This is a genomic window from Enterobacter sp. 18A13 (assembly GCF_007035975.1).
In the GTDB taxonomy this organism is placed as follows: domain Bacteria; phylum Pseudomonadota; class Gammaproteobacteria; order Enterobacterales; family Enterobacteriaceae; genus Enterobacter; species Enterobacter vonholyi.
The window spans coordinates 2,182,999-2,201,130 of the sequence record NZ_AP019634.1 but is presented as its reverse complement, the minus strand read 5'-3'; the positions used below and the strand labels follow the sequence as shown (position 1 = coordinate 2,201,130).

General features: G+C 57.4%; 15 protein-coding genes. 11 read left to right on the top strand and 4 right to left on the bottom strand.

Going from position 1 to position 18,132, the window contains the following annotated elements:
• Window positions 1-5 precede the first annotated feature (5 nt).
• Window positions 6-536, bottom strand: a complete 531-nt coding sequence (gene cybB / locus FOY93_RS10845; RefSeq protein ID WP_143345086.1) for a cytochrome b561 — start codon at window positions 534-536, stop codon at window positions 6-8.
• A 189-nt stretch (window positions 537-725) separates the two neighbouring features.
• Here cybB and gap point away from each other — a divergent pair, with 189 nt between their 5' ends.
• A complete protein-coding gene (gene gap / locus FOY93_RS10840) occupies window positions 726-1,727 on the top strand; it encodes a type I glyceraldehyde-3-phosphate dehydrogenase (RefSeq protein ID WP_023311641.1) in 1,002 nt (333 codons plus the stop codon).
• A 55-nt stretch (window positions 1,728-1,782) separates the two neighbouring features.
• Here the strand turns inward: gap and FOY93_RS10835 are convergent, their stop codons facing one another.
• Complete coding sequence (locus FOY93_RS10835) at window positions 1,783-2,577, bottom strand: YdcF family protein (protein WP_143345085.1); 795 nt, start codon at window positions 2,575-2,577, stop codon at window positions 1,783-1,785.
• A 328-nt stretch (window positions 2,578-2,905) separates the two neighbouring features.
• Between FOY93_RS10835 and FOY93_RS10830 the strand changes: the two genes are divergently transcribed.
• From FOY93_RS10830 to FOY93_RS10810, 5 genes are all read left to right on the top strand, one after another.
• Window positions 2,906-4,225, top strand: coding sequence for an MFS transporter (locus tag FOY93_RS10830; RefSeq protein ID WP_143345084.1), 1,320 nt, complete (start codon window positions 2,906-2,908; stop codon window positions 4,223-4,225).
• A gap of 158 nt (window positions 4,226-4,383) precedes the next feature.
• The gene (locus tag FOY93_RS10825; RefSeq protein ID WP_143345083.1) at window positions 4,384-6,036 is read left to right on the top strand and encodes an MFS transporter; all 1,653 of its coding nucleotides are present in this window, start codon (window positions 4,384-4,386) and stop codon (window positions 6,034-6,036) included.
• A 22-nt stretch (window positions 6,037-6,058) separates the two neighbouring features.
• Entirely contained in the window at window positions 6,059-7,138 is a 1,080-nt protein-coding gene (locus tag FOY93_RS10820; RefSeq protein WP_143345082.1) for an HlyD family secretion protein, read from the top strand.
• Window positions 7,138-8,517: an efflux transporter outer membrane subunit gene (locus FOY93_RS10815; RefSeq protein WP_143345081.1), complete on the top strand. Its 1,380-nt coding sequence runs from the start codon at window positions 7,138-7,140 to the stop codon at window positions 8,515-8,517. The genes FOY93_RS10820 and FOY93_RS10815 overlap by 1 nt, the downstream gene beginning before the upstream one ends.
• Window positions 8,518-8,593: 76 nt before the next feature.
• Window positions 8,594-9,253 (top strand): O-methyltransferase, encoded by a 660-nt coding sequence (locus FOY93_RS10810; protein ID WP_143345080.1) that lies wholly within the window; start codon window positions 8,594-8,596, stop codon window positions 9,251-9,253.
• A gap of 70 nt (window positions 9,254-9,323) precedes the next feature.
• Here the strand turns inward: FOY93_RS10810 and hrpA are convergent, their stop codons facing one another.
• The gene (gene hrpA, locus FOY93_RS10805; RefSeq protein ID WP_143345079.1) at window positions 9,324-13,226 is read right to left on the bottom strand and encodes an ATP-dependent RNA helicase HrpA; all 3,903 of its coding nucleotides are present in this window, start codon (window positions 13,224-13,226) and stop codon (window positions 9,324-9,326) included.
• A gap of 205 nt (window positions 13,227-13,431) precedes the next feature.
• Here hrpA and azoR point away from each other — a divergent pair, with 205 nt between their 5' ends.
• Window positions 13,432-14,037 (top strand): FMN-dependent NADH-azoreductase, encoded by a 606-nt coding sequence (gene azoR / locus FOY93_RS10800; RefSeq protein ID WP_143345078.1) that lies wholly within the window; start codon window positions 13,432-13,434, stop codon window positions 14,035-14,037.
• A 90-nt stretch (window positions 14,038-14,127) separates the two neighbouring features.
• Window positions 14,128-14,814 (top strand): RluA family pseudouridine synthase, encoded by a 687-nt coding sequence (locus tag FOY93_RS10795; RefSeq protein ID WP_143345077.1) that lies wholly within the window; start codon window positions 14,128-14,130, stop codon window positions 14,812-14,814.
• A 7-nt stretch (window positions 14,815-14,821) separates the two neighbouring features.
• Here FOY93_RS10795 and FOY93_RS10790 read toward each other — a convergent pair whose 3' ends face one another.
• Window positions 14,822-15,361 carry a DUF2058 domain-containing protein gene (locus tag FOY93_RS10790; protein ID WP_115875000.1) on the bottom strand — a complete coding sequence of 180 codons (540 nt, stop codon included), beginning with the start codon at window positions 15,359-15,361 and terminating at the stop codon, window positions 14,822-14,824.
• A 141-nt stretch (window positions 15,362-15,502) separates the two neighbouring features.
• Between FOY93_RS10790 and FOY93_RS10785 the strand changes: the two genes are divergently transcribed.
• From FOY93_RS10785 to FOY93_RS10775, 3 genes are all read left to right on the top strand, one after another.
• Window positions 15,503-15,979 carry a GNAT family N-acetyltransferase gene (locus tag FOY93_RS10785; protein WP_143345076.1) on the top strand — a complete coding sequence of 159 codons (477 nt, stop codon included), beginning with the start codon at window positions 15,503-15,505 and terminating at the stop codon, window positions 15,977-15,979.
• A 123-nt stretch (window positions 15,980-16,102) separates the two neighbouring features.
• Window positions 16,103-17,077: a DUF1852 domain-containing protein gene (locus FOY93_RS10780; protein ID WP_115874998.1), complete on the top strand. Its 975-nt coding sequence runs from the start codon at window positions 16,103-16,105 to the stop codon at window positions 17,075-17,077.
• Between the two features lie 23 nt (window positions 17,078-17,100).
• Window positions 17,101-18,129 carry a methionine synthase gene (locus FOY93_RS10775; RefSeq protein WP_111964677.1) on the top strand — a complete coding sequence of 343 codons (1,029 nt, stop codon included), beginning with the start codon at window positions 17,101-17,103 and terminating at the stop codon, window positions 18,127-18,129.
• Window positions 18,130-18,132 lie beyond the last annotated feature (3 nt).

Genomic DNA, 18,132 nt, shown 5'->3' with positions numbered 1-18,132 from the left:
AAAGACTACGAACGCTTTTTCGGCATCATGCGCAGAAGGGTATTATCTTTCCAGAAATAGTGGTGCATCAGCGCCGCCGCGGCGTGCAGGCCAATCACAAAATAGCCCAGATTTGCCAGCGTTTCGTGCCACTCTTTCAGCACATCAACCAGGTCAAAATTTGACTCTGCCGCATGCGGCATCGCCAGGCCAAAAGCAAACCAGTCGCTGCCCCGGTTATACATCATCACAATGCCAATCAGCGGCAGCGCAATAAACAGCAGATAAACCACCAGATGCCACAGATGGGACATCCCCGTCACCATCGCTTTTGGCTTCGGTTGAATCGGTGGCGCGCGGAACTTCAGGCGAACCAGAAGACGCGTCACCATCAGCACCAGGATACTGATACCGCAAGAGACGTGGATCATGTTGATCGCCGGGCGCGCGGTGCGCGGGAAGAAACCTCTGAACTCCATGGCGCAGTAGGCGACGATGATTAACAGAAACACCAGCCAGTGGATGCCGATTTGCAGGCTTGTATATTTAGTGCGCATGTGATTTCTCGATTAAAAACAGTTACCGCGCCAACATAATCCCCTTTCCTTAAAAATTCATTAACTTTTCTGTATGGTTTTTCAAATACTTCCTCCCGCATGAAGCATCTTCAATTGCCGCCCTGCCCGTGATGGTCTAAGCCTGGATGAGTTCAAACTGTCGCATCGACACGTTTACAGGAGAACACCATGAGTAAAATTGGCATTAACGGCTTTGGACGCATTGGGCGCCTTGTACTGCGTCGCCTTCTTGAAACCCAGGACAGTAATACCGTCGTCGCCATCAACGACCTCACCTCCCCGAAAGTGCTGGCCTACCTGCTAAGGCATGATTCCAACTACGGTGGCTTCCCGTGGAGCGTGGACTTCACCGAGGATGCGCTGATTGTGGACGGTAAAACCATTGCGGTGTACGCCGAGAAAGAGGCGAAGCACATTCCGTGGAAAGCCGCAGGCGTGGATATCGTCGTGGAGTGCACCGGCTTTTATACTTCTGAAGAGAAATCACGGGCGCACCTGGACGCCGGCGCGAAGAAAGTGCTGATTTCTGCGCCTGCGGGTGACATGAAAACTATCGTCTACAGCGTTAATGACGACACCATTGACGCCAGTGATACCATCATCTCCGTCGCCTCCTGCACCACCAACTGCCTCGCTCCGCTGGCGAAAGCCCTGAACGATGCGTTTGAAATTAAGGTGGGCACCATGACCACCATTCACGCCTATACCGGTACGCAGGCGCTGGTAGATGGCCCGCGCGGGAAAGACCTTCGCGCCTCCCGGGCGGCGGCAGAGAACATTATTCCGCACACCACGGGTGCCGCCAAAGCCATTGGCCTGGTGATCCCTGCGCTCAGCGGCAAACTTAAGGGCCACGCGCAGCGCGTGCCGGTAAAAACGGGTTCGGTAACCGAGCTCGTGGCCATTCTGGGCAAGAAAGTCACCGTTGAGGAGATCAACGCCGCGCTGAAAAAGGCGACGCAGGGCAATAAATCGTTTGGGTATACCGACGAAGAAATTGTGTCGTCAGATGTGATTGGCTCGCACTATGGTTCGGTGTTTGACGCCACGCAGACGGAGGTGTCAGAGGCGGGAGAACTTCAGCTGGTGAAAGCCGTTGCCTGGTATGACAACGAATACGGTTTCGTCACTCAACTGGTGCGGACGCTGGATAAGTTTGCGGCACTGTGATTTTTTCCCCTCATCCTAACCCTCTCCCCATTGGGGCGAGGGAATTGTTCCGTGCTCAGATGATTTTTCGCGTCACCTTCAGGACCGGATCCTGCTGCAGCTGTTTCCATGCGTCCATGACGGCCTCGGGGAATTCAACGTGAGCAATATAATCCCGCCCGGCCGGGCCATAGCCGTTGGCGTCATCATACAGGCGCGGCAGTTCCCCCAGAACCAGAGAAAGATAGCGGTCAACGGGCCACAGCCCGGTGTTGCCCTCACCGAATTCCACGCCCTCTTTTCCGTTTTGCAGCGTTGGCGTAAACCCGCGATGGCTTGTCCACTCCGGTGACTCGGACTCATCCCGACAAACGCGGGCAAACGTCGCCATCGTGCGGCGCTGCATCGTCGGATCCTGCACCACCAGCACCCGCCCGGTCGTTCGATGACGCTGTTTCAGCATGTTCCAGCTAAAGCGCGCGTTTTCACCGCAGTTGGTGGATTGATCCTCAACCCACAGATGCCCCTGCGGGATCTGCCAGAACTCCCGCGCAATGTCGGCAAGAATGCTTGCTTCGGCCCGCCCTGCGACCGGTACGGTGTGGTAACGCGGATGACTGGCGATGGCAGCATATAAAAAGGTGGTCGAATGCCCGATGCCGCCGCTAATCAGGAGCGGGATTTCTCTCTGCGCGGCAATACGGCAGGCCGCGTCAATGGTTGGGATCACCGCGTTTCCAGCCAGAATCACCGCATCTATCTCCGGGGCCTGACGCGTCACGCTCAGATCATCCTGCGCCAGCCATTCACCGACAGTATTGATGGCCGCCAGCGTGGCATTCGCCAGAACGGGAAAATGGGGCTGAACCATGGTGAACTCCTCACGTTGTTGAAGCGCCGAATTTATCATTTTCTGAAATAACCAGAAACATCCAAAAATCATCGGGTTGCACCTGCCTATTATGCTTTTGATTTCCAGCCTTACAAAACATTGTATTGTGCAGACGTTATGTAAAAGCACCCGGCGCTGCTTATTTCACCGTGATCTGACCAGTTTTATCCCCCCTTCGCTTGCCAAAAACAACATCCAACCCTAAGTTGCTTAACAATTTCATAACCTTTTTCATCATCACAGGTTGCACCTGAAGCGCGCCAGGTGACACCTCTCTCTCATCATCAACGTGGCGGGGTTTCAGGTCATGACAGAACATGAAAGTACGACGACGGTATTACGAAAAAATAAAAAGGTATTAATCGCCAGCCTTACCGGGAGCGCCATTGAATGGTTTGACTATTTTCTCTACGGTACGGCGGCCGCGCTGGTCTTCAATAAGATCTTTTTCCCGATGGTCGATCCGGTGATCGGTCTCATTCTCTCGTATCTCTCTTTCTCATTAACCTTTTTTATTCGCCCCATTGGCGGGGTACTTTTCGCCCATATTGGCGACCGCATCGGACGTAAAAAAACCCTCGTTCTAACCCTCTCACTAATGGGAGGTGCAACCGTCATGATTGGTCTGCTGCCCACGTATGAGATGATTGGCCTGTGGGCTCCCGCTCTGCTGATCCTGATGCGTATCATTCAGGGGATGGGCATCGGCGGTGAATGGGGCGGCGCGCTGCTGCTGGCCTATGAATACGCGCCAGAAAAACGTAAAGGCTTCTTCGGCAGCATTCCGCAAGCGGGCGTCACCATCGGCATGCTGATGGCAACCTTTATCGTTTCGCTGATGACTCTGTTCAGCGAGGAGGATTTTCTCTCCTGGGGCTGGCGTATCCCGTTCCTGCTGAGTTCGGTTCTGGTGTTGCTCGGCCTGTGGATCCGCAAGGATATTGATGAAACGCCCGATTTTAAGAGAGTCAAAGCGTCCGGTCAGGTGGCTAAGGCCCCGCTGCGCGATACGCTGAAGCATCACTGGCGTGAAGTGCTGATCGCCGCCGGTCTGAAGGTGGTTGAAACCGCCCCCTTCTACATCTTCTCTACGTTTGTAGTGAGCTATGCCACCAGCACGCTGACCTATCAAAAATCACAGGCGCTTGAGGCCGTGACGCTGGGAGCCCTGGTGGCGACCATTATGATCCCGCTGATGGGGCTGCTCTCCGATAAAATAGGCCGTCAGCGCATGTACGCAATCAGCGTCTTCGTGCTTGGCCTGTTTATCGTACCGTGGTTTATGCTGCTCAATACCGGTACAACCTGGGGCATCGTGCTCGCGACGGTCATCGCCTTTGGCGTGCTGTGGGCCCCTGTCACGGCGGTACTCGGCACGCTGTGCTCTGAAATTTTTAGTGCAAACGTGCGCTACACCGGCATTACGCTCGGCTATCAGCTGGGTGCCGCGCTGGCCGGCGGTACCGCCCCGCTGATTGCCACCGGCCTGCTGGCAAAATATGACGGCGACTGGGTGCCGGTGGCCTGGTATCTTGCCGTCACGGTAACCATTTCCTTAATCGCGATTTTCTGCGCCTGCCGCGTTAAGCGTGCAACACTCATCCAGGCGCAGCCCGAACGTCTCTGACCGTTCCCGGCCCGTCCTGCGGGCCGCTCTTTTTCCTTAAATTTCCCTTCACCATTTGATTAACATGCGTAAATCATATTCACTTGAATTATCATTTGCGGCAGACGTAGAATCGCTAGCCCGCTAATTATCCAATCATTTCTAAGGTAAACGACGTTATGCGCCTGCCCGAACGCGATCCTTATGCTCCTCGCGAGTGGCAGCCACATGAGAAACCCGCCCTGCTGGGTTCGCCCTCCACGCCCGAACACAGTACGCCAAAACGCATTGCCTACGGCGTCGTGGGCCTGCTGGTCTGCCTGACGGGGGCGCTGGGGAATGCGGTGGTGACCGCCAACTTGCAAAATTTGCAGGGGACATTCGGCGCCTGGTCGACCGAAATCGCATGGCTGCCCGCGGTCTATGTGATGACCAACATCTCCATTAACCTGCTACTGGTCAAATTCCGCCAGCAGTACGGTTTGCGCGCCTTCACCGAAGGTTTTCTGGTGCTGTACGTGCTGGTCACCTTTTTCCACCTGTTCGTTAACGATCTCAGCTCGGCGCTGATGGTTCGCGCCGCGCACGGCATGGTGGCCGCCGCGCTCAGCTCGCTGGGGATTTATTACCAGATCCAGGCCTGGCCTGCGAAGCACCGCCTGAAGGCGCTGACCATTGGCATCACCGGGTCGTCGCTCGCCATCCCGCTGGCGCGCCTGTTTTCAACCGAGCTGCTGCAGCTGGACGAGTGGCGCGGGCTCTATTTCTTCGAGCTGGGGCTGGCGCTGATCTCCCTGGCCTGCGTGATAGCCTTAAAACTGCCGCCGGGCGACCGGCGCAAGGTATTCGAGAAAAAGGATTTTATCACCTTCTTTTTAATGGCCCCCGGGATGGCCTTGCTCTGCGCCGTGCTCTCGTTAGGCCGCCTTGACTGGTGGTTCGAAGCGCAGTGGATTGGCTGGTCGCTGGCGCTATCGCTGGTGCTGATTGTGGCGGCCATCGTCTTTGAACATAACCGCACTAACCCGCTGCTGAACACCCGCTGGCTGTCGAGCGGCAGCATCGTCCGCCTGGGGCTGATTATGCTGCTGATCCGTATCGTGCTGGCCGAGCAGAACACCGGCGTCATCGGCTGGCTGCAGTACGTGGGCTTACAGAACGAGCAGATGACGCACCTGGCGTGGTCTATTTTCGCCGGGATCGTCTGCGGGATCGTCACCAGCTGTCTGACCATCAAGCCCACCAAACTGGCGTGGCCAATTATTACCTCCCTGGCGCTGATGATTGTTGCCTCGCTGCTGGACAGCCAGTCTAACAACCTGACCCGCCCGGATCAGCTGATGCTAAGCCAGTTCCTGCTCGGCTTCGGCAGCGCCTTCTTCCTGGCGCCCGCCATGCTGGCCGCCATTGGCGGCGTGATCGCCGACCCACGCAACCTGGTCAGCTTCTCGGTGATGTTTGGCATGAGCCAGAACCTCGGCGGCCTGCTGGGCTCCGCGATCCTCGGCACCTTCCAGACCTGGCGCGAGAAATACCACTCCAGCCTGCTGGCGGACCAGCTCACCACGCTCAACCCGCTGGTCAACGAGCGAATTCAGCTTTATACCCAGATGTACAAAAGCCTGATTGGCGACAGCGCGCTGCTGGGAACCCAGGCGATAACGCAGCTGCAAACGGTCACCGCGCTGGAGGCGAATATTCTGGCCTACAACGATACTTATCTGCTGACGGCGAGCATCGCTGCCGCCACGCTGGTCTGGATTTTATGGCGCTTGCTGCGCCTGCGCATCACTGCCCGTCTGGCGCTGAAGAACGCCACCGGCAACAAATAATTGAAAGAGTTCTGGAGAGTTTATGAGTCAGCAGGATGCCGCCAAAGAGCAGGCCAACACCCGCAAAAATGTGCGCATTGTTTCCGTTTTCACCGCCGCCGCCATCGGTATCGTCGGCGTGCTGGTGATCCTTTACGCGTGGCAGCTGCCGCCGTTCACCCGTCACGCGCAGTTTACCGATAATGCCTACGTGCGCGGTCAGACGACGTTTATAAGCCCGCAGGTAAACGGCTATATCACTGAGGTCAAGGTTCAGGACTTTGAGCAGGTCAAAAAAGGCGACCTGCTGGTGCAGATCGATGACCGAATCTATCGGCAGCGCGTGCATCAAGCCGAGGCGCAGCTGGCGATGAAAATTGCCGCCCTGAATAACAACCTGCAGCAGCGTAAAAGCGCCGAAGCGACGATTGCCAAAAACGACGCGGCGCTGAAAAATGCCCGCGCCCAGAGCCTGAAAAGCCAGGCGGATTTAAAGCGGGTGAAAGAGCTGACGTCTGACGGCTCGCTTTCCATTCGCGAGCGCGACGCGGCGCTGGCCAGTGCCGCCCAGGGCAGCGCCGACATCGACCAGGCGAAAGCCGCCCTTGAGATGTCGCGTCAGGATCTGCAGACGGTGATTGTGAACCGCGGCGCGCTGGAGGCGGATGTCGAAAACGCAAAAGCGGCGCTTGAGCTGACGCAGATTGACCTGCAAAACACCCGCATCATCGCCCCGCGCGACGGCCAGCTCGGCCAGATCGCCGTGCGTCTCGGGGCGTATGTGACCGCCGGAACCCATCTCACCACCCTTGTGCCTCCTCAGCACTGGGTCATTGCGAATATTAAAGAGACTCAGCTCGCAGAGCTGCGCGTCGGCCAGCCGGTGAAGTTCACCGTAGATGCCCTGAACAACAAAGCGTATCAGGGCCGCGTGGAGAGTATTTCCCCGGCGACCGGCGTGGAGTTCAGCGCCATCACGCCGGACAACGCCACCGGCAACTTTGTCAAAATCGCCCAGCGTATTCCGGTGCGCATTGAGGTGCTCGGTAAGCCTGAGGACTCCGCCCTGCTGCGTCCGGGCATGTCGGTACAGGTGACCATTGATACGCGGGAGGCGAAGTAATGATCCTTCGTCCGATTGCCGCGCTGGCGGCGGCGGTCATGCTGGCCGGATGCCAGTCCGTCGACGTAAAACCGGCGCAGCCGACGCTGCAAATTCCTGCGCAGTGGCGCACCGTCTCTGGCCCTGCCAGCCCGGCGGAGCAGCTCTGGTGGCGCAATTTTCATGACAACCACCTCAACCGCTATGTGGATCAGGCGCTTAAGAATAACAGCGACGTGCTGATCGCCCGCGAACGAATTAACGAGTATCAGGCGCGGGTCTATGCAGCTGACGGGAGCCTGTTTCCTTCGCTTGACGCGGGCGTAACCGGGACGCGCGCCCGTTCGCAGTCCGCCGCGACCGGGCTGCCGGTCTACGGCACGCTGTACAGAGGTAGCCTGACGGCGAGCTATGACGTGGATATCTGGGACGTCAACCGCAGCACGGCCAGAGCCGCCGAGGCCTCGCTGGCGGCGCAAAAAGCCGCCGCCGCGGCCGCGGATTTGACCGTCGCGTCTTCCGTTGCATCAGGGTATGTCACCCTGCTCTCGCTTGACGAACAGCTGCGCGTGACCGAATCCACCCTGAAATCACGCGAAGAGGCGTTTAACCTCGCGAAACGTCAGTTTGAGACGGGCTACAGCTCGCGCCTGGAGCTAATGCAGTCGGATTCCGAACTGCGCTCAACGCGGGCGCAAGTTCCCTTGTTGCAGCATCAGATTGCGCAGCAGGAGAATGCCCTCAGCCTGCTGCTGGGAAGCAATCCTGGCGCGGTGGCTCGCAGTGAACGCTATGAGACGCTGACGCCCCTGAAGCTCCCGTCACAGCTGCCTTCTGCGCTCCTGAACCGCAGGCCGGATATCGTCCAGGCCGAACGCCAGCTGGTGGCGGCTGACGCCTCGCTCGCGGCGTCGCGCGCCAGCCTGCTGCCGTCGATCAACCTGACCGCCACCGGTTCGGTTCAGGATCGCACCCTTTCCGGCCTGCTGGACAACCCGCTTCAGCTCTGGAGCGTCGGAGGTAGTATCCTTGCCCCGCTGCTGAACCGCCAGGCGCTGAATGCGCAGGTGGATATTTCTCAGTCCCAGCGTAACCAGGCGCTGTACGCCTATGAAAAAACCGTGCGTAACGCGTTTGCCGAAGTGAACAACAGCCTTGATGCGATAAGTCGCTATCAGGAACAGCTGAAGGAGCTGCTTGCCCAGCAGGAGGTGGCCCAGGAGACGCTGCGCATTGCGCAGAACCGCAATCGCAACGGCTACTCCTCCTATCTGGACGTGCTGGACGCGCAGCGCACGCTGTACTCGGTTCAGACCAGCGTCGTGCAGGTGAAAAATAACCTGCTGCTGGCGCAGATTGATTTGTACAGAGCGCTGGGCGGCGGCTGGAATGGCGCGTAAACCCGGTTTGGGCGCTGATGCCCTTCACCCCGGCCCTCTCCCACAGGGCGAGGAAGAAAACCCAAGGAGTCAATCTATGCAACAAAAATGGTCTGCCGTAGATAATTACATGATTTCTTCTCTTATCCCTGACGATGACGTACTGAATCAGGTTCTGGAAAACAACAAACGCACCGGGCTCCCCGAGCACGACGTAGCGGCCAATCAGGGGCAGCTGCTGGCGCTGTTCGTGCGCATGACGCAGGCGCGGCGGATACTTGAGATCGGTACGCTGGGTGCCTACAGCTCAATCTGGATGGCGCGTGCGCTGCCGCCGGACGGTAAGCTGATTACGCTTGAGGCCGATCCCACGCATGCCCGCGTTGCGCGCGAGAATATTCAGCTTGCGGGGTTAAACGAACGCATTGAATTAATTGAAGGCCCGGCGCTGAGCTCGCTGGAGAATTTCGGCGACGTTCCGCCGTTCGACCTGATCTTTATTGATGCCGATAAGCCAAACAATCCCGGCTATCTGGAGTGGGCACTGCACTACTCCCGCCCCGGCACGGTAATTATCGGCGATAATGTGGTGCGTGACGGCGAGGTAATCAACGGGGAAAGCGACGACGCGCGCGTGCTGGGCGTGCGGCGTTTTATTGAGATGACAGGAGATAATCCGCGTTTAACCGCCACCGCGCTGCAAACGGTGGGGGTTAAGGGATGGGATGGGTTTACGCTGGCGATTGTGAACGGGTGAAAATTGTGCGGGGCTGATGCCCTCACCCCGACCCTCTCCCACAGGGAGAGGGAGAAAACCCGGCAAGGGTTTAACCGGAAATCTGCTCCATCGCCTGCAGAATACGCTTATCCGAAATCGGATACGGCGTACCGAGCTGCTGGGCAAAGAAGCTGACGCGCAGCTCCTCGATCATCCAGCGGATCGCCTGCACGTCTTCATCGTCGCGGCGGGCAGGCGGCAGTTTGTTGAGCCACTGCTGCCACGCCTGCTGGACGCTCTCCACTTTCAGCATCTGCGCGCGATCGCGGTGCGGATCGATGGCCATCTTCTCCAGCCGTTTTTCAATCGCCTGCAGATAGCGCAGCGTATCGCCGAGACGATTGAAGCCGTTGCCGGTCACAAAGCCACGGTACACCAGTCCCGCCATCTGCGCTTTAACATCCGACAGCCCCAGCGCCATGGTCATATCCACGCGCCCCTTCAGGCGCTTGTTGATATTGAACACGGTGGTGAGGATCTGCTCGACCTGTTTGGCAATCTCCACCACGGTGTCGTTCAGCTCCGCACGCACCTTTTCATGCAGCTGGGCAAAGCCCTCTTCCGTCCAGACCGGGCCGCCCGCCTCGTGGATCAGTTTGTCCACGCCGCAGGAGATGCAGTCGTCAATCAGATCCAGCACCTTGCCGTACGGGTTAAAGTAGAGCCCCAGCTTGGCCTTGTTCGGCAGCTTCTCGTGCAGATACTTGATCGGCGACGGGATGTTGAGCAGCAGCAGGCGACGCAGCCCGCGCCACATCATCTGCTGCTGTTCCTGCGGGTTATCAAACAGTTTGATCGCCACGCTGTCGCGCTCGTCCACCAGCGCAGGCCAGGCTTTGACCTTATAGTTGCCGCGCTTCTGCTCGTAGCTTTCCGGAAGCTGGCCAAAGCTCCAGATATGCAGCCCGCTCTGCTCGATGCCGTCGTCGGCCACCGCAGAGAGCGTCTCCTGGACTTTGCCTTTCAGCGCCTCTTTCAGCTCGCTCAGCGAACGCCCTTCCAGCAGCTTTTTGTTTTTATCGTCCACCACGCGGAAGGTGATTTTCAGGTGATCGGGCACCTGATCCCAGTTCCAGTCGTCGCGGTCGATGGTCGTCCCGGTCATGCGGCGGAATTCACGCTCCAGCGCGTCCAGCAGCGGCAGCTCCAGCGGCGTGACGCGGCCCAAAAACGCTTCCGCGTAGTTTGGCGCAGGCACAAAGTTGCGGCGCACCGGTTTCGGCAGGGATTTGATCAGCGCAATCACCAGCTCGCGGCGCAGGCCGGGGATTTGCCACTCGAACCCGCTCTCGTCCACCTGGTTTAACAGCGGCAGCGGAATGTGGACGGTCACGCCGTCCGCGTCTGCCCCTGGCTCAAACTGATAGGTCAGACGCAGCTTGAGGTTGCCCTGATGCCAGAAGTTCGGGTAGTCGAGCTTGCTGACCGACTCCGCTCCCTCTTTAATCAGCATGCTCTTTTCAAAGTTGAGCAGGTCCGGCGTCTCTTTGCTGGCCTTCTTCCACCAGCTGTCGAAGTGGCGGGCAGAGATAACATCGTGGCTGATGCGCTGGTCGTAAAACTCGAACAGCGCTTCATCATCCACCAGGATGTCGCGGCGGCGCGATTTATGCTCCAGCTCTTCCACTTCGGCGCGCAGCTTCAGGTTTTCACGGAAGAAGGCGTGCCGCGTCTGCCAGTCACCCTCCACCAGCGCGTGGCGGATAAACAGCTCGCGGCACAGGGCCGGATCGATCTGGCTGTAGTTGACCTTACGCGCGGCGACCACCGGCAGGCCGTAAACGGTCACTTTCTCGGTCGCCATCACCGCGCCCTGCGCGCGCTCCCAGTGCGGTTCACTGTACGAGCGCTTAAGCAGATGCTGCGCCACCGGCTCCACCCATTCCGGATCGATACGGGCCGCAATGCGTCCCCACAGGCGGCTGGTTTCCACCAGCTCCGCGACCATGGTCCACTTCGGCGGCTTCTTGAAAAGGCCGGAACCCGGGAAGATGGCGAAACGGGCGTTGCGCGCGCCGGTATACTCCTGCTTCTCGGCGTCCTTCATTCCAATGTGGGACAGCAGGCCGGTCAGCAGCGCGATATGGATTTCGCGGTACTCCGCCGGTTCGCTGTTCACCGGAATGCCCAGCTCTTTCACCACCTGGCGCAGCTGGGTGTAGATATCCTGCCACTCGCGCACGCGCAGGTAGTTGAGGAAATCCACGCGGCACTGGCGGCGGAACTGGTTCGAGGAGAGCGCTTTCTGCTGCTCGCCGAGGTAGTTCCACAGGTTCACGAAGGCGAGGAAATCGGACTCTTTGTCGTGGAAGCGGCGGTGCTTTTCGTCAGACGCCTGCTGTTTGTCCATCGGGCGCTCGCGCGGGTCCTGAATGGAGAGCGCAGAGGTGATGATCATCGCCTCGCGCACGCAGCCGTGCTTTTGCGCTTCCAGAACCATGCGCGCCAGACGCGGGTCGACCGGCAATTGACTGAGCTGGCGGCCCAGCGGCGTCAGCTTGTAGACCGTCGCCTGCTCGTCGGTGGTAATCGCCCCGAGCTCTTCCAGCAGACGCACGCCGTCCTGAATGTTGCGTTTATCCGGCGCTTCGACGAACGGGAACGCCGCGATGTCGCCCAGCCCCAGCGCGGTCATCTGCAGGATAACGGACGCCAGGTTGGTGCGCAGAATTTCCGGGTCGGTAAACTCCGGGCGCGACAGGAAATCATCTTCGGAATAGAGACGAATACAGATCCCTTCCGACACGCGGCCGCAGCGGCCCTTACGCTGGTTAGCGGACGCCTGGGAGACCGGCTCAATCGGCAGCCGCTGGACCTTGGTGCGGTAGCTGTAGCGGCTGATGCGCGCCGTGCCCGGGTCGATAACGTATTTAATTCCCGGCACGGTCAGCGAGGTTTCCGCCACGTTGGTCGCCAGGACGATGCGGCGCCCGCCGTGCGGCTGGAAGACGCGGTTCTGCTCGCTGTTGGACAGACGGGCGTACAGCGGCAGGATCTCGGTATGGCGCAGGTCGCGCTTGCTGAGCGCATCGGCGGTATCGCGGATTTCGCGTTCGCCGCTCATGAAGATCAGAATGTCGCCCGCGCTTTCGTTACCCAACTCGTCAACGGCATCGAAGATGGCCTGCAGCTGGTCGCGCTCGGTATCATCCGCCTCTTCCACAATCGGGCGATAGCGCACTTCCACGGGATACGTGCGACCTGACACCTCGATAATCGGCGCATTGTTGAAGTGCTTCGAGAAGCGTTCCGGGTCGATGGTCGCGGAGGTGATGATAACTTTCAGATCCGGGCGGCGCGGCAGCAGCTCTTTCAGGTAGCCGAGCAGGAAATCGATGTTCAGGCTGCGCTCGTGCGCTTCGTCAATGATGATGGTGTCGTACTGCATCAGCAGGCGATCCTGCTGGATTTCCGCCAGCAGAATACCGTCGGTCATCAGCTTGACCATGGTGTTATCGCTCACGTGGTCGCTGAAACGGACCTTGTAGCCGATGCAGCCGCCCGGCTCCGTCTGCAGCTCTTCGGCAATACGGTTGGCAACGGTGCGCGCCGCCAGACGACGCGGCTGGGTGTGGCCAATCAGGCCTTTGATCCCGCGGCCCAGCTCCATACAGATTTTCGGCAGCTGGGTGGTTTTCCCCGAACCGGTTTCACCCGCGACAATCACCACCTGGTGGTCGCGGACGGCCTCAAGGATGTCCTGTTTTTTCTGGCTGACGGGCAGGTTTTCCGGGTAGGTAATCGCCGGTCGCGCGGCTTCGCGCAGCAAGACTTTCCCTGCCGCCTGTTCAATCTCTTTCGCCATCTCCTGGTAAATGGCCTGCTGAGCATCAGGATTTTTAACCTTCTTAACGCCGTGCAGACGGCGGGCGAAACGCTGTTTGTCGCGCAGCATCAGAGAATCGAGCTGTTGCAGGAGGATCGGGAAGGTGAATTTTTGTTGTTCTGTCATAGCGTTAAAGGGCAGTACACGCCCTGATAAATTCTCTTTTTAATGATTGCTATAGAGTACCACAATGACGCCTTTCGCGCCTTATTCAAAAAATTCGAACATAGGCTTCGATATATTGCGCTATCTCTATGGCAGGATTGTGAATAGAGTGTCAACAAGCAACGGGGCAACCCCCTTCAATCAAATGCAAAAACAGGAATCACCCATGAGCAAAGTATTAGTTTTGAAATCCAGTATTCTGGCAGGGTACTCTCAGTCTGGTCAGCTGTCTGATTACTTCGTTGAACAGTGGCGTGAACAGCATTCTGCTGACGAAATCACCGTGCGTGACCTGGCTGCAAACCCAATTCCTGTGCTGGATGGCGAGCTGGTTGGCGCGCTGCGCCCAAGCGATGCACCGCTGAGCCCACGTCAGCAGGAAGCCCTGGCGCTCTCTGACGAGCTGATTGCCGAGCTGCAGGCGCACGACGTTATCGTCATCAACGCCCCAATGTACAACTTCAACATCCCTACCCAGCTGAAGAACTACTTCGACCTGGTGGCACGCGCTGGCGTAACCTTCCGTTACACCGAGAATGGCCCTGAAGGTCTGGTGAAAGGCAAACGTGCGATCGTACTGACCAGCCGTGGCGGCATCCATAAAGACACCCCAACCGACCTGGTTGCGCCGTACCTGAGCCTGTTCCTGGGCTTCATCGGCATCACTGACGTGAACTTCGTGTTCGCTGAAGGTATCGCCTACGGTCCTGAAGTGGCGACCAAAGCGCAGACCGACGCGAAAGCCGCTATCGACAGCCTGATTGCAGCGTAAGACTTCACCCTCTCACCGCCCGGTGGGAGGGTTTTTCTTTTCCCCCGCATTTCGTTATCATCCGCTCCCACTCTCCAGCCGGGCGGCCTGATGTCTGCGATCATTGATTCTTTTATTGCCCCACCGTGTCACGATGACATTCAGATCCTCTGGCAGGATGAACATCTGCTGCTGATCGATAAGCCTTCCGGCCTGCTCAGCCTCTCGGGAAAAAATCCGCAAAACCTTGATTCCGTTCACTATCGTCTGGTCCAGACCTTCCCCGGCTGCACGCTGGTACACCGCCTGGACTTCGGCACGTCCGGGCTGATGGTGGTTGCGCGCAATAAGACCATCAACGCGGCACTGTGCCAGCAGTTCAGCCAGCGTAGCGTGGAGAAAGTCTACAGCGCCCTGCTTTGCGGACATGTGGAAAATGACGAAGGTGTAATCGATGCGCCGATTGCCAAAGACCCGGCGCTGTTCCCGCTGATGTCGATCTGCGCCATCACCGGGAAACCCGCCCGCTCCCGCTATCGGGTGGTGGAACGGTTTTATCAGGAGACGGGACTGCCGTTAACGCGGGTTGAACTTACTCCGGAGACCGGGCGAACCCATCAGCTGCGTATTCACTGCCAGCGGCTGGGGCACCCGATTCTGGGCTGCGATCTGTATGGTGGTCTTGACGTACCGGGCGCTGAAGGAACGCCGCGGCTGATGCTGCATGCCAGCGAGCTGAATTTTATTCATCCCATGAGCGGAGAGCCGGTTAACGCCCGACACGCCGCCCCGTTCTGAACGCGTTTTACCACATCAAATCGTCAGGGATTTTGAAGTCAGCGTACGGATCGTCTTCGTCCTGCTCTTCCTGGCTGAGCGCGCTGTTTAACACGATGCTGTCGGCATCGCGCTGGGCAATTTTATCGGCCACCACCGCCGGAATAATCGCGTATTCGCAGTCGCCGCTGGCGTTAATCACCAGACGGGCAATCGCCAGACGGCCGTTGATCAGCTGAGCCTGGGTTTGCTTGTCGACGTCGATTTTTTTGATCAGATTACCGTCGGTGAAGTTAAAGGTGATGTTGCCTTTCGCCACGGTGATGCGGTTCATCTCAATCAGCTGCTTCACCTGCGCCTTAAACTCTTTCGCCATCACGGCCTGCTTCTGCTGCTCGCTCAGCAGCTTGTCACGCTCGATCTGCGCCTTCTTGTTCTCTTCTACCGCTTCCCGAGCCTCACGCGCCTGAACGCGTGATTTCTTTGCCGTGCGCTGCACTTTCGCCGCTTTCTTGCTGCTGACCAGGCCCGCTTTCAGCATCTGCTCTTGTAAGGTGAGTTTTGTCATGATTGTTTCTAAACCGGTTGGAAATTTTGGGGATTATAGCGTCATTAAGGGCGTGCCGAAACATAAGTAAAACATAGGACGGTTCACCTTAACCGTCTGATAATTTGACGCCTGCAAAATAAAACACAATGGAACACTCCAATGATAACGATTCAAAAAGCCGACCTGCACTCTTCTGAATCCCTGCGTCTGATTGAAAAATTATCATCAGAACTGGCGAACATTACCGGGGATGGCGGTACGCGTCATTTTAACGTCGACTCGATGATGGCCGAACGCGCCCTGTGGTTGGTCGCCAGGAATGAAACAGGTGATGCCGTTGGATGTGCCGCACTACGACCACTTTCCGAACAGGTTGCCGAGCTGAAACGCATGTATTCCGACAGGAGCGAGCCGGGTATTGGTAAGGTTTTACTGGCTTTTCTTGAAGCGTCGGCACAGCGTTTAGGTTATAGCGAAATCTGGCTAGAAACCCGACACGCTAATGCTCGTGCGGTGAAATTCTATGAGCGAAATGGCTACCGCGTAATTGACAACTATGGTCCCTACATCGGCAGGCAAGAAGCGGTCTGCTTAGCAAAACAACTGGCACTAAACGGGAGTCGTGGGAATTTGTGATCAACATCATGAACTTCCCTCATGTTGCAGTGAAATTAAGTCACTTCCCCTGCGCCGCGGGCTCAGGCATAAATTATGCATTGGTAACTTCTTAGCAACATGAACTTAGGATGCATAACCACAATGAGCAAAGCTTTCACATATTCCCTTAAGCGCAGTTGCTTCGATGAGAATTACAACCCGTCTGAAAATACGCGTACGACCACCAACTTTGCCAACCTGGCGCGCGGGGAAAAACGTCAGGAAAACCTGCGCAATACGCTGGTGATGATCAACAACCGCTTCAACGCTCTGGCGCGCTGGGATAACCCAAACGCCGATCGCTATGCGGTTGAGCTTGAAATCATCTCTGTCGATTTGAACATTGGCGCGGAAAAGCCATTCCCGGCTATTGAGATACTGCAAACCACTATTGTCGACAAGAAAAACAACCTGCGCATCCCTGGCATCGTCGGGAATAACTTCTCGTCTTACGTGCGGGATTATGATTTCAGCGTCCTGCTGCTGGAGCACAACAAGAACCAGCAGCACTTCAGCATTCCGGAAAAGTTTGGCGAACTGCACGGTAATATTTTCCGCCATTTTGTGCGTTCACCGGAATACAAAGAGAACTTCAAAAAAGGACCGGTGATCTGCCTGAGCGTATCCAGCAAAGATACCTATCGCCGCACCGGCAACCAGCACCCCGTGCTGGGCGTGGAGTATCAGCCGGACGGCGAGTCGCTAACGGAACAGTACTTCGCGAAGATGGGCCTGAGCGTGCGCTACTTTATGCCGGAACACAGCGTGGCACCGTTCGCGTTCTTCTTCACCGGGGATTTGCTGAGTGACTACACCGATCTCGAACTGATCGCCACCATCAGCACGATGGAGACGTTCCAGAAGATCTATCGCCCGGAGATTTATAACGCCAACTCGGCGGCCGGGCTGTGCTACCGACCGGATCTGAACCAGCAGGATCACTCATTAACCAAAATTGTGTATGACCGGGAAGAGCGAAGCCGTCTGGCGATTGAACAGGGTCGATTTACCGAAGAGTACTTCATTAAGCCTTACAAACACATTCTTGAGCAGTGGTCTGATAACTACACGCTTTAATACATTAAAAAAGGTCTTTTATTATGAAAACATTGCTCCCGACTTCTACCGCTGGCAGCCTGCCAAAGCCGACCTGGCTTGCGCAACCTGAAACGCTGTGGTCACCCTGGAAATTACAGGATCAGGAACTGCTGGCGGGCAAGCAGGATGCGCTGCGCCTGTCTCTGGATGAGCAGATCCGTGCGGGAATCGATATCGTCAGCGACGGGGAACAGACCCGCCAGCACTTCGTCACCACCTTTATTGAACACCTGAGCGGCGTGGATTTTGAGAACCGCCAGACGGTGCGCATTCGTAACCGCTATGACGCCAGCGTGCCGACCGTAGTTTCTGCGGTTGCGCGCCAGAAACCGGTCTTCGTCGACGATGCCAGGTACCTGCGTCAGCTCACGGACAAGCCGATCAAATGGGCCCTGCCGGGGCCGATGACCATGATCGACACCCTCTACGACGCGCACTATAAAAGCCGCGAAAAGCTGGCCTGGGAATTCGCCAAAATCCTCAATCAGGAAGCGCGCGAATTAGAGGCCGCGGGCGTGGATATTATCCAGTTCGACGAACCGGCGTTTAACGTCTTTTTTGACGAGGTCAATGACTGGGGCATCGCCGCGCTGGAACGCGCCATTGAAGGGCTGAAGTGCGAGACCGCGGTACACATTTGCTACGGCTACGGCATCAAGGCCAATACCGACTGGAAAAAGACGCTCGGATCCGAGTGGCGCCAGTACGAAGAGGCCTTCCCTAAGCTGCAGACCTCTAACATCGACATCATCTCCCTGGAGTGCCACAACTCCCGCGTGCCGATGGATCTGCTTGAGCTGATCCGCGGCAAAAAAGTGATGGTTGGCGCGATTGACGTAGCAACCAACACGGTTGAAACGCCGGAGGAAGTGGCCGATACGCTGCGAAAAGCGCTGCAGTTTGTCGATGCGGACAAGCTTTATCCGTCAACCAACTGCGGCATGGCTCCCCTCTCCCGTCAGGTGGCTAACGGCAAGCTGAGAGCACTCAGCGCTGGCGCAGAGATTATCCGCAAAGAGCTTGGCGCGTAATCC

Excerpts from the sequence above, each read along its gene's own strand:
- FOY93_RS10820 (WP_143345082.1), top strand. The coding sequence starts at position 6,059 with ATGAGTCAGCAGGATGCCGCCAAAGAGCAGGCCAACACCCGCAAAAAT.
- FOY93_RS10775 (WP_111964677.1), top strand. The coding sequence starts at position 17,101 with ATGAAAACATTGCTCCCGACTTCTACCGCTGGCAGCCTGCCAAAGCCG.
- FOY93_RS10780 (WP_115874998.1), top strand. The coding sequence starts at position 16,103 with ATGAGCAAAGCTTTCACATATTCCCTTAAGCGCAGTTGCTTCGATGAG.
- azoR (WP_143345078.1), top strand. The coding sequence starts at position 13,432 with ATGAGCAAAGTATTAGTTTTGAAATCCAGTATTCTGGCAGGGTACTCT.
- FOY93_RS10830 (WP_143345084.1), top strand. The coding sequence starts at position 2,906 with ATGACAGAACATGAAAGTACGACGACGGTATTACGAAAAAATAAAAAG.
- FOY93_RS10835 (WP_143345085.1), bottom strand. The coding sequence starts at position 2,577 with ATGGTTCAGCCCCATTTTCCCGTTCTGGCGAATGCCACGCTGGCGGCC.
- cybB (WP_143345086.1), bottom strand. The coding sequence starts at position 536 with ATGCGCACTAAATATACAAGCCTGCAAATCGGCATCCACTGGCTGGTG.
- FOY93_RS10810 (WP_143345080.1), top strand. The coding sequence starts at position 8,594 with ATGCAACAAAAATGGTCTGCCGTAGATAATTACATGATTTCTTCTCTT.
- FOY93_RS10795 (WP_143345077.1), top strand. The coding sequence starts at position 14,128 with ATGTCTGCGATCATTGATTCTTTTATTGCCCCACCGTGTCACGATGAC.
- FOY93_RS10815 (WP_143345081.1), top strand. The coding sequence starts at position 7,138 with ATGATCCTTCGTCCGATTGCCGCGCTGGCGGCGGCGGTCATGCTGGCC.
- FOY93_RS10825 (WP_143345083.1), top strand. The coding sequence starts at position 4,384 with ATGCGCCTGCCCGAACGCGATCCTTATGCTCCTCGCGAGTGGCAGCCA.
- FOY93_RS10785 (WP_143345076.1), top strand. The coding sequence starts at position 15,503 with ATGATAACGATTCAAAAAGCCGACCTGCACTCTTCTGAATCCCTGCGT.
- hrpA (WP_143345079.1), bottom strand. The coding sequence starts at position 13,226 with ATGACAGAACAACAAAAATTCACCTTCCCGATCCTCCTGCAACAGCTC.
- gap (WP_023311641.1), top strand. The coding sequence starts at position 726 with ATGAGTAAAATTGGCATTAACGGCTTTGGACGCATTGGGCGCCTTGTA.
- FOY93_RS10790 (WP_115875000.1), bottom strand. The coding sequence starts at position 15,361 with ATGACAAAACTCACCTTACAAGAGCAGATGCTGAAAGCGGGCCTGGTC.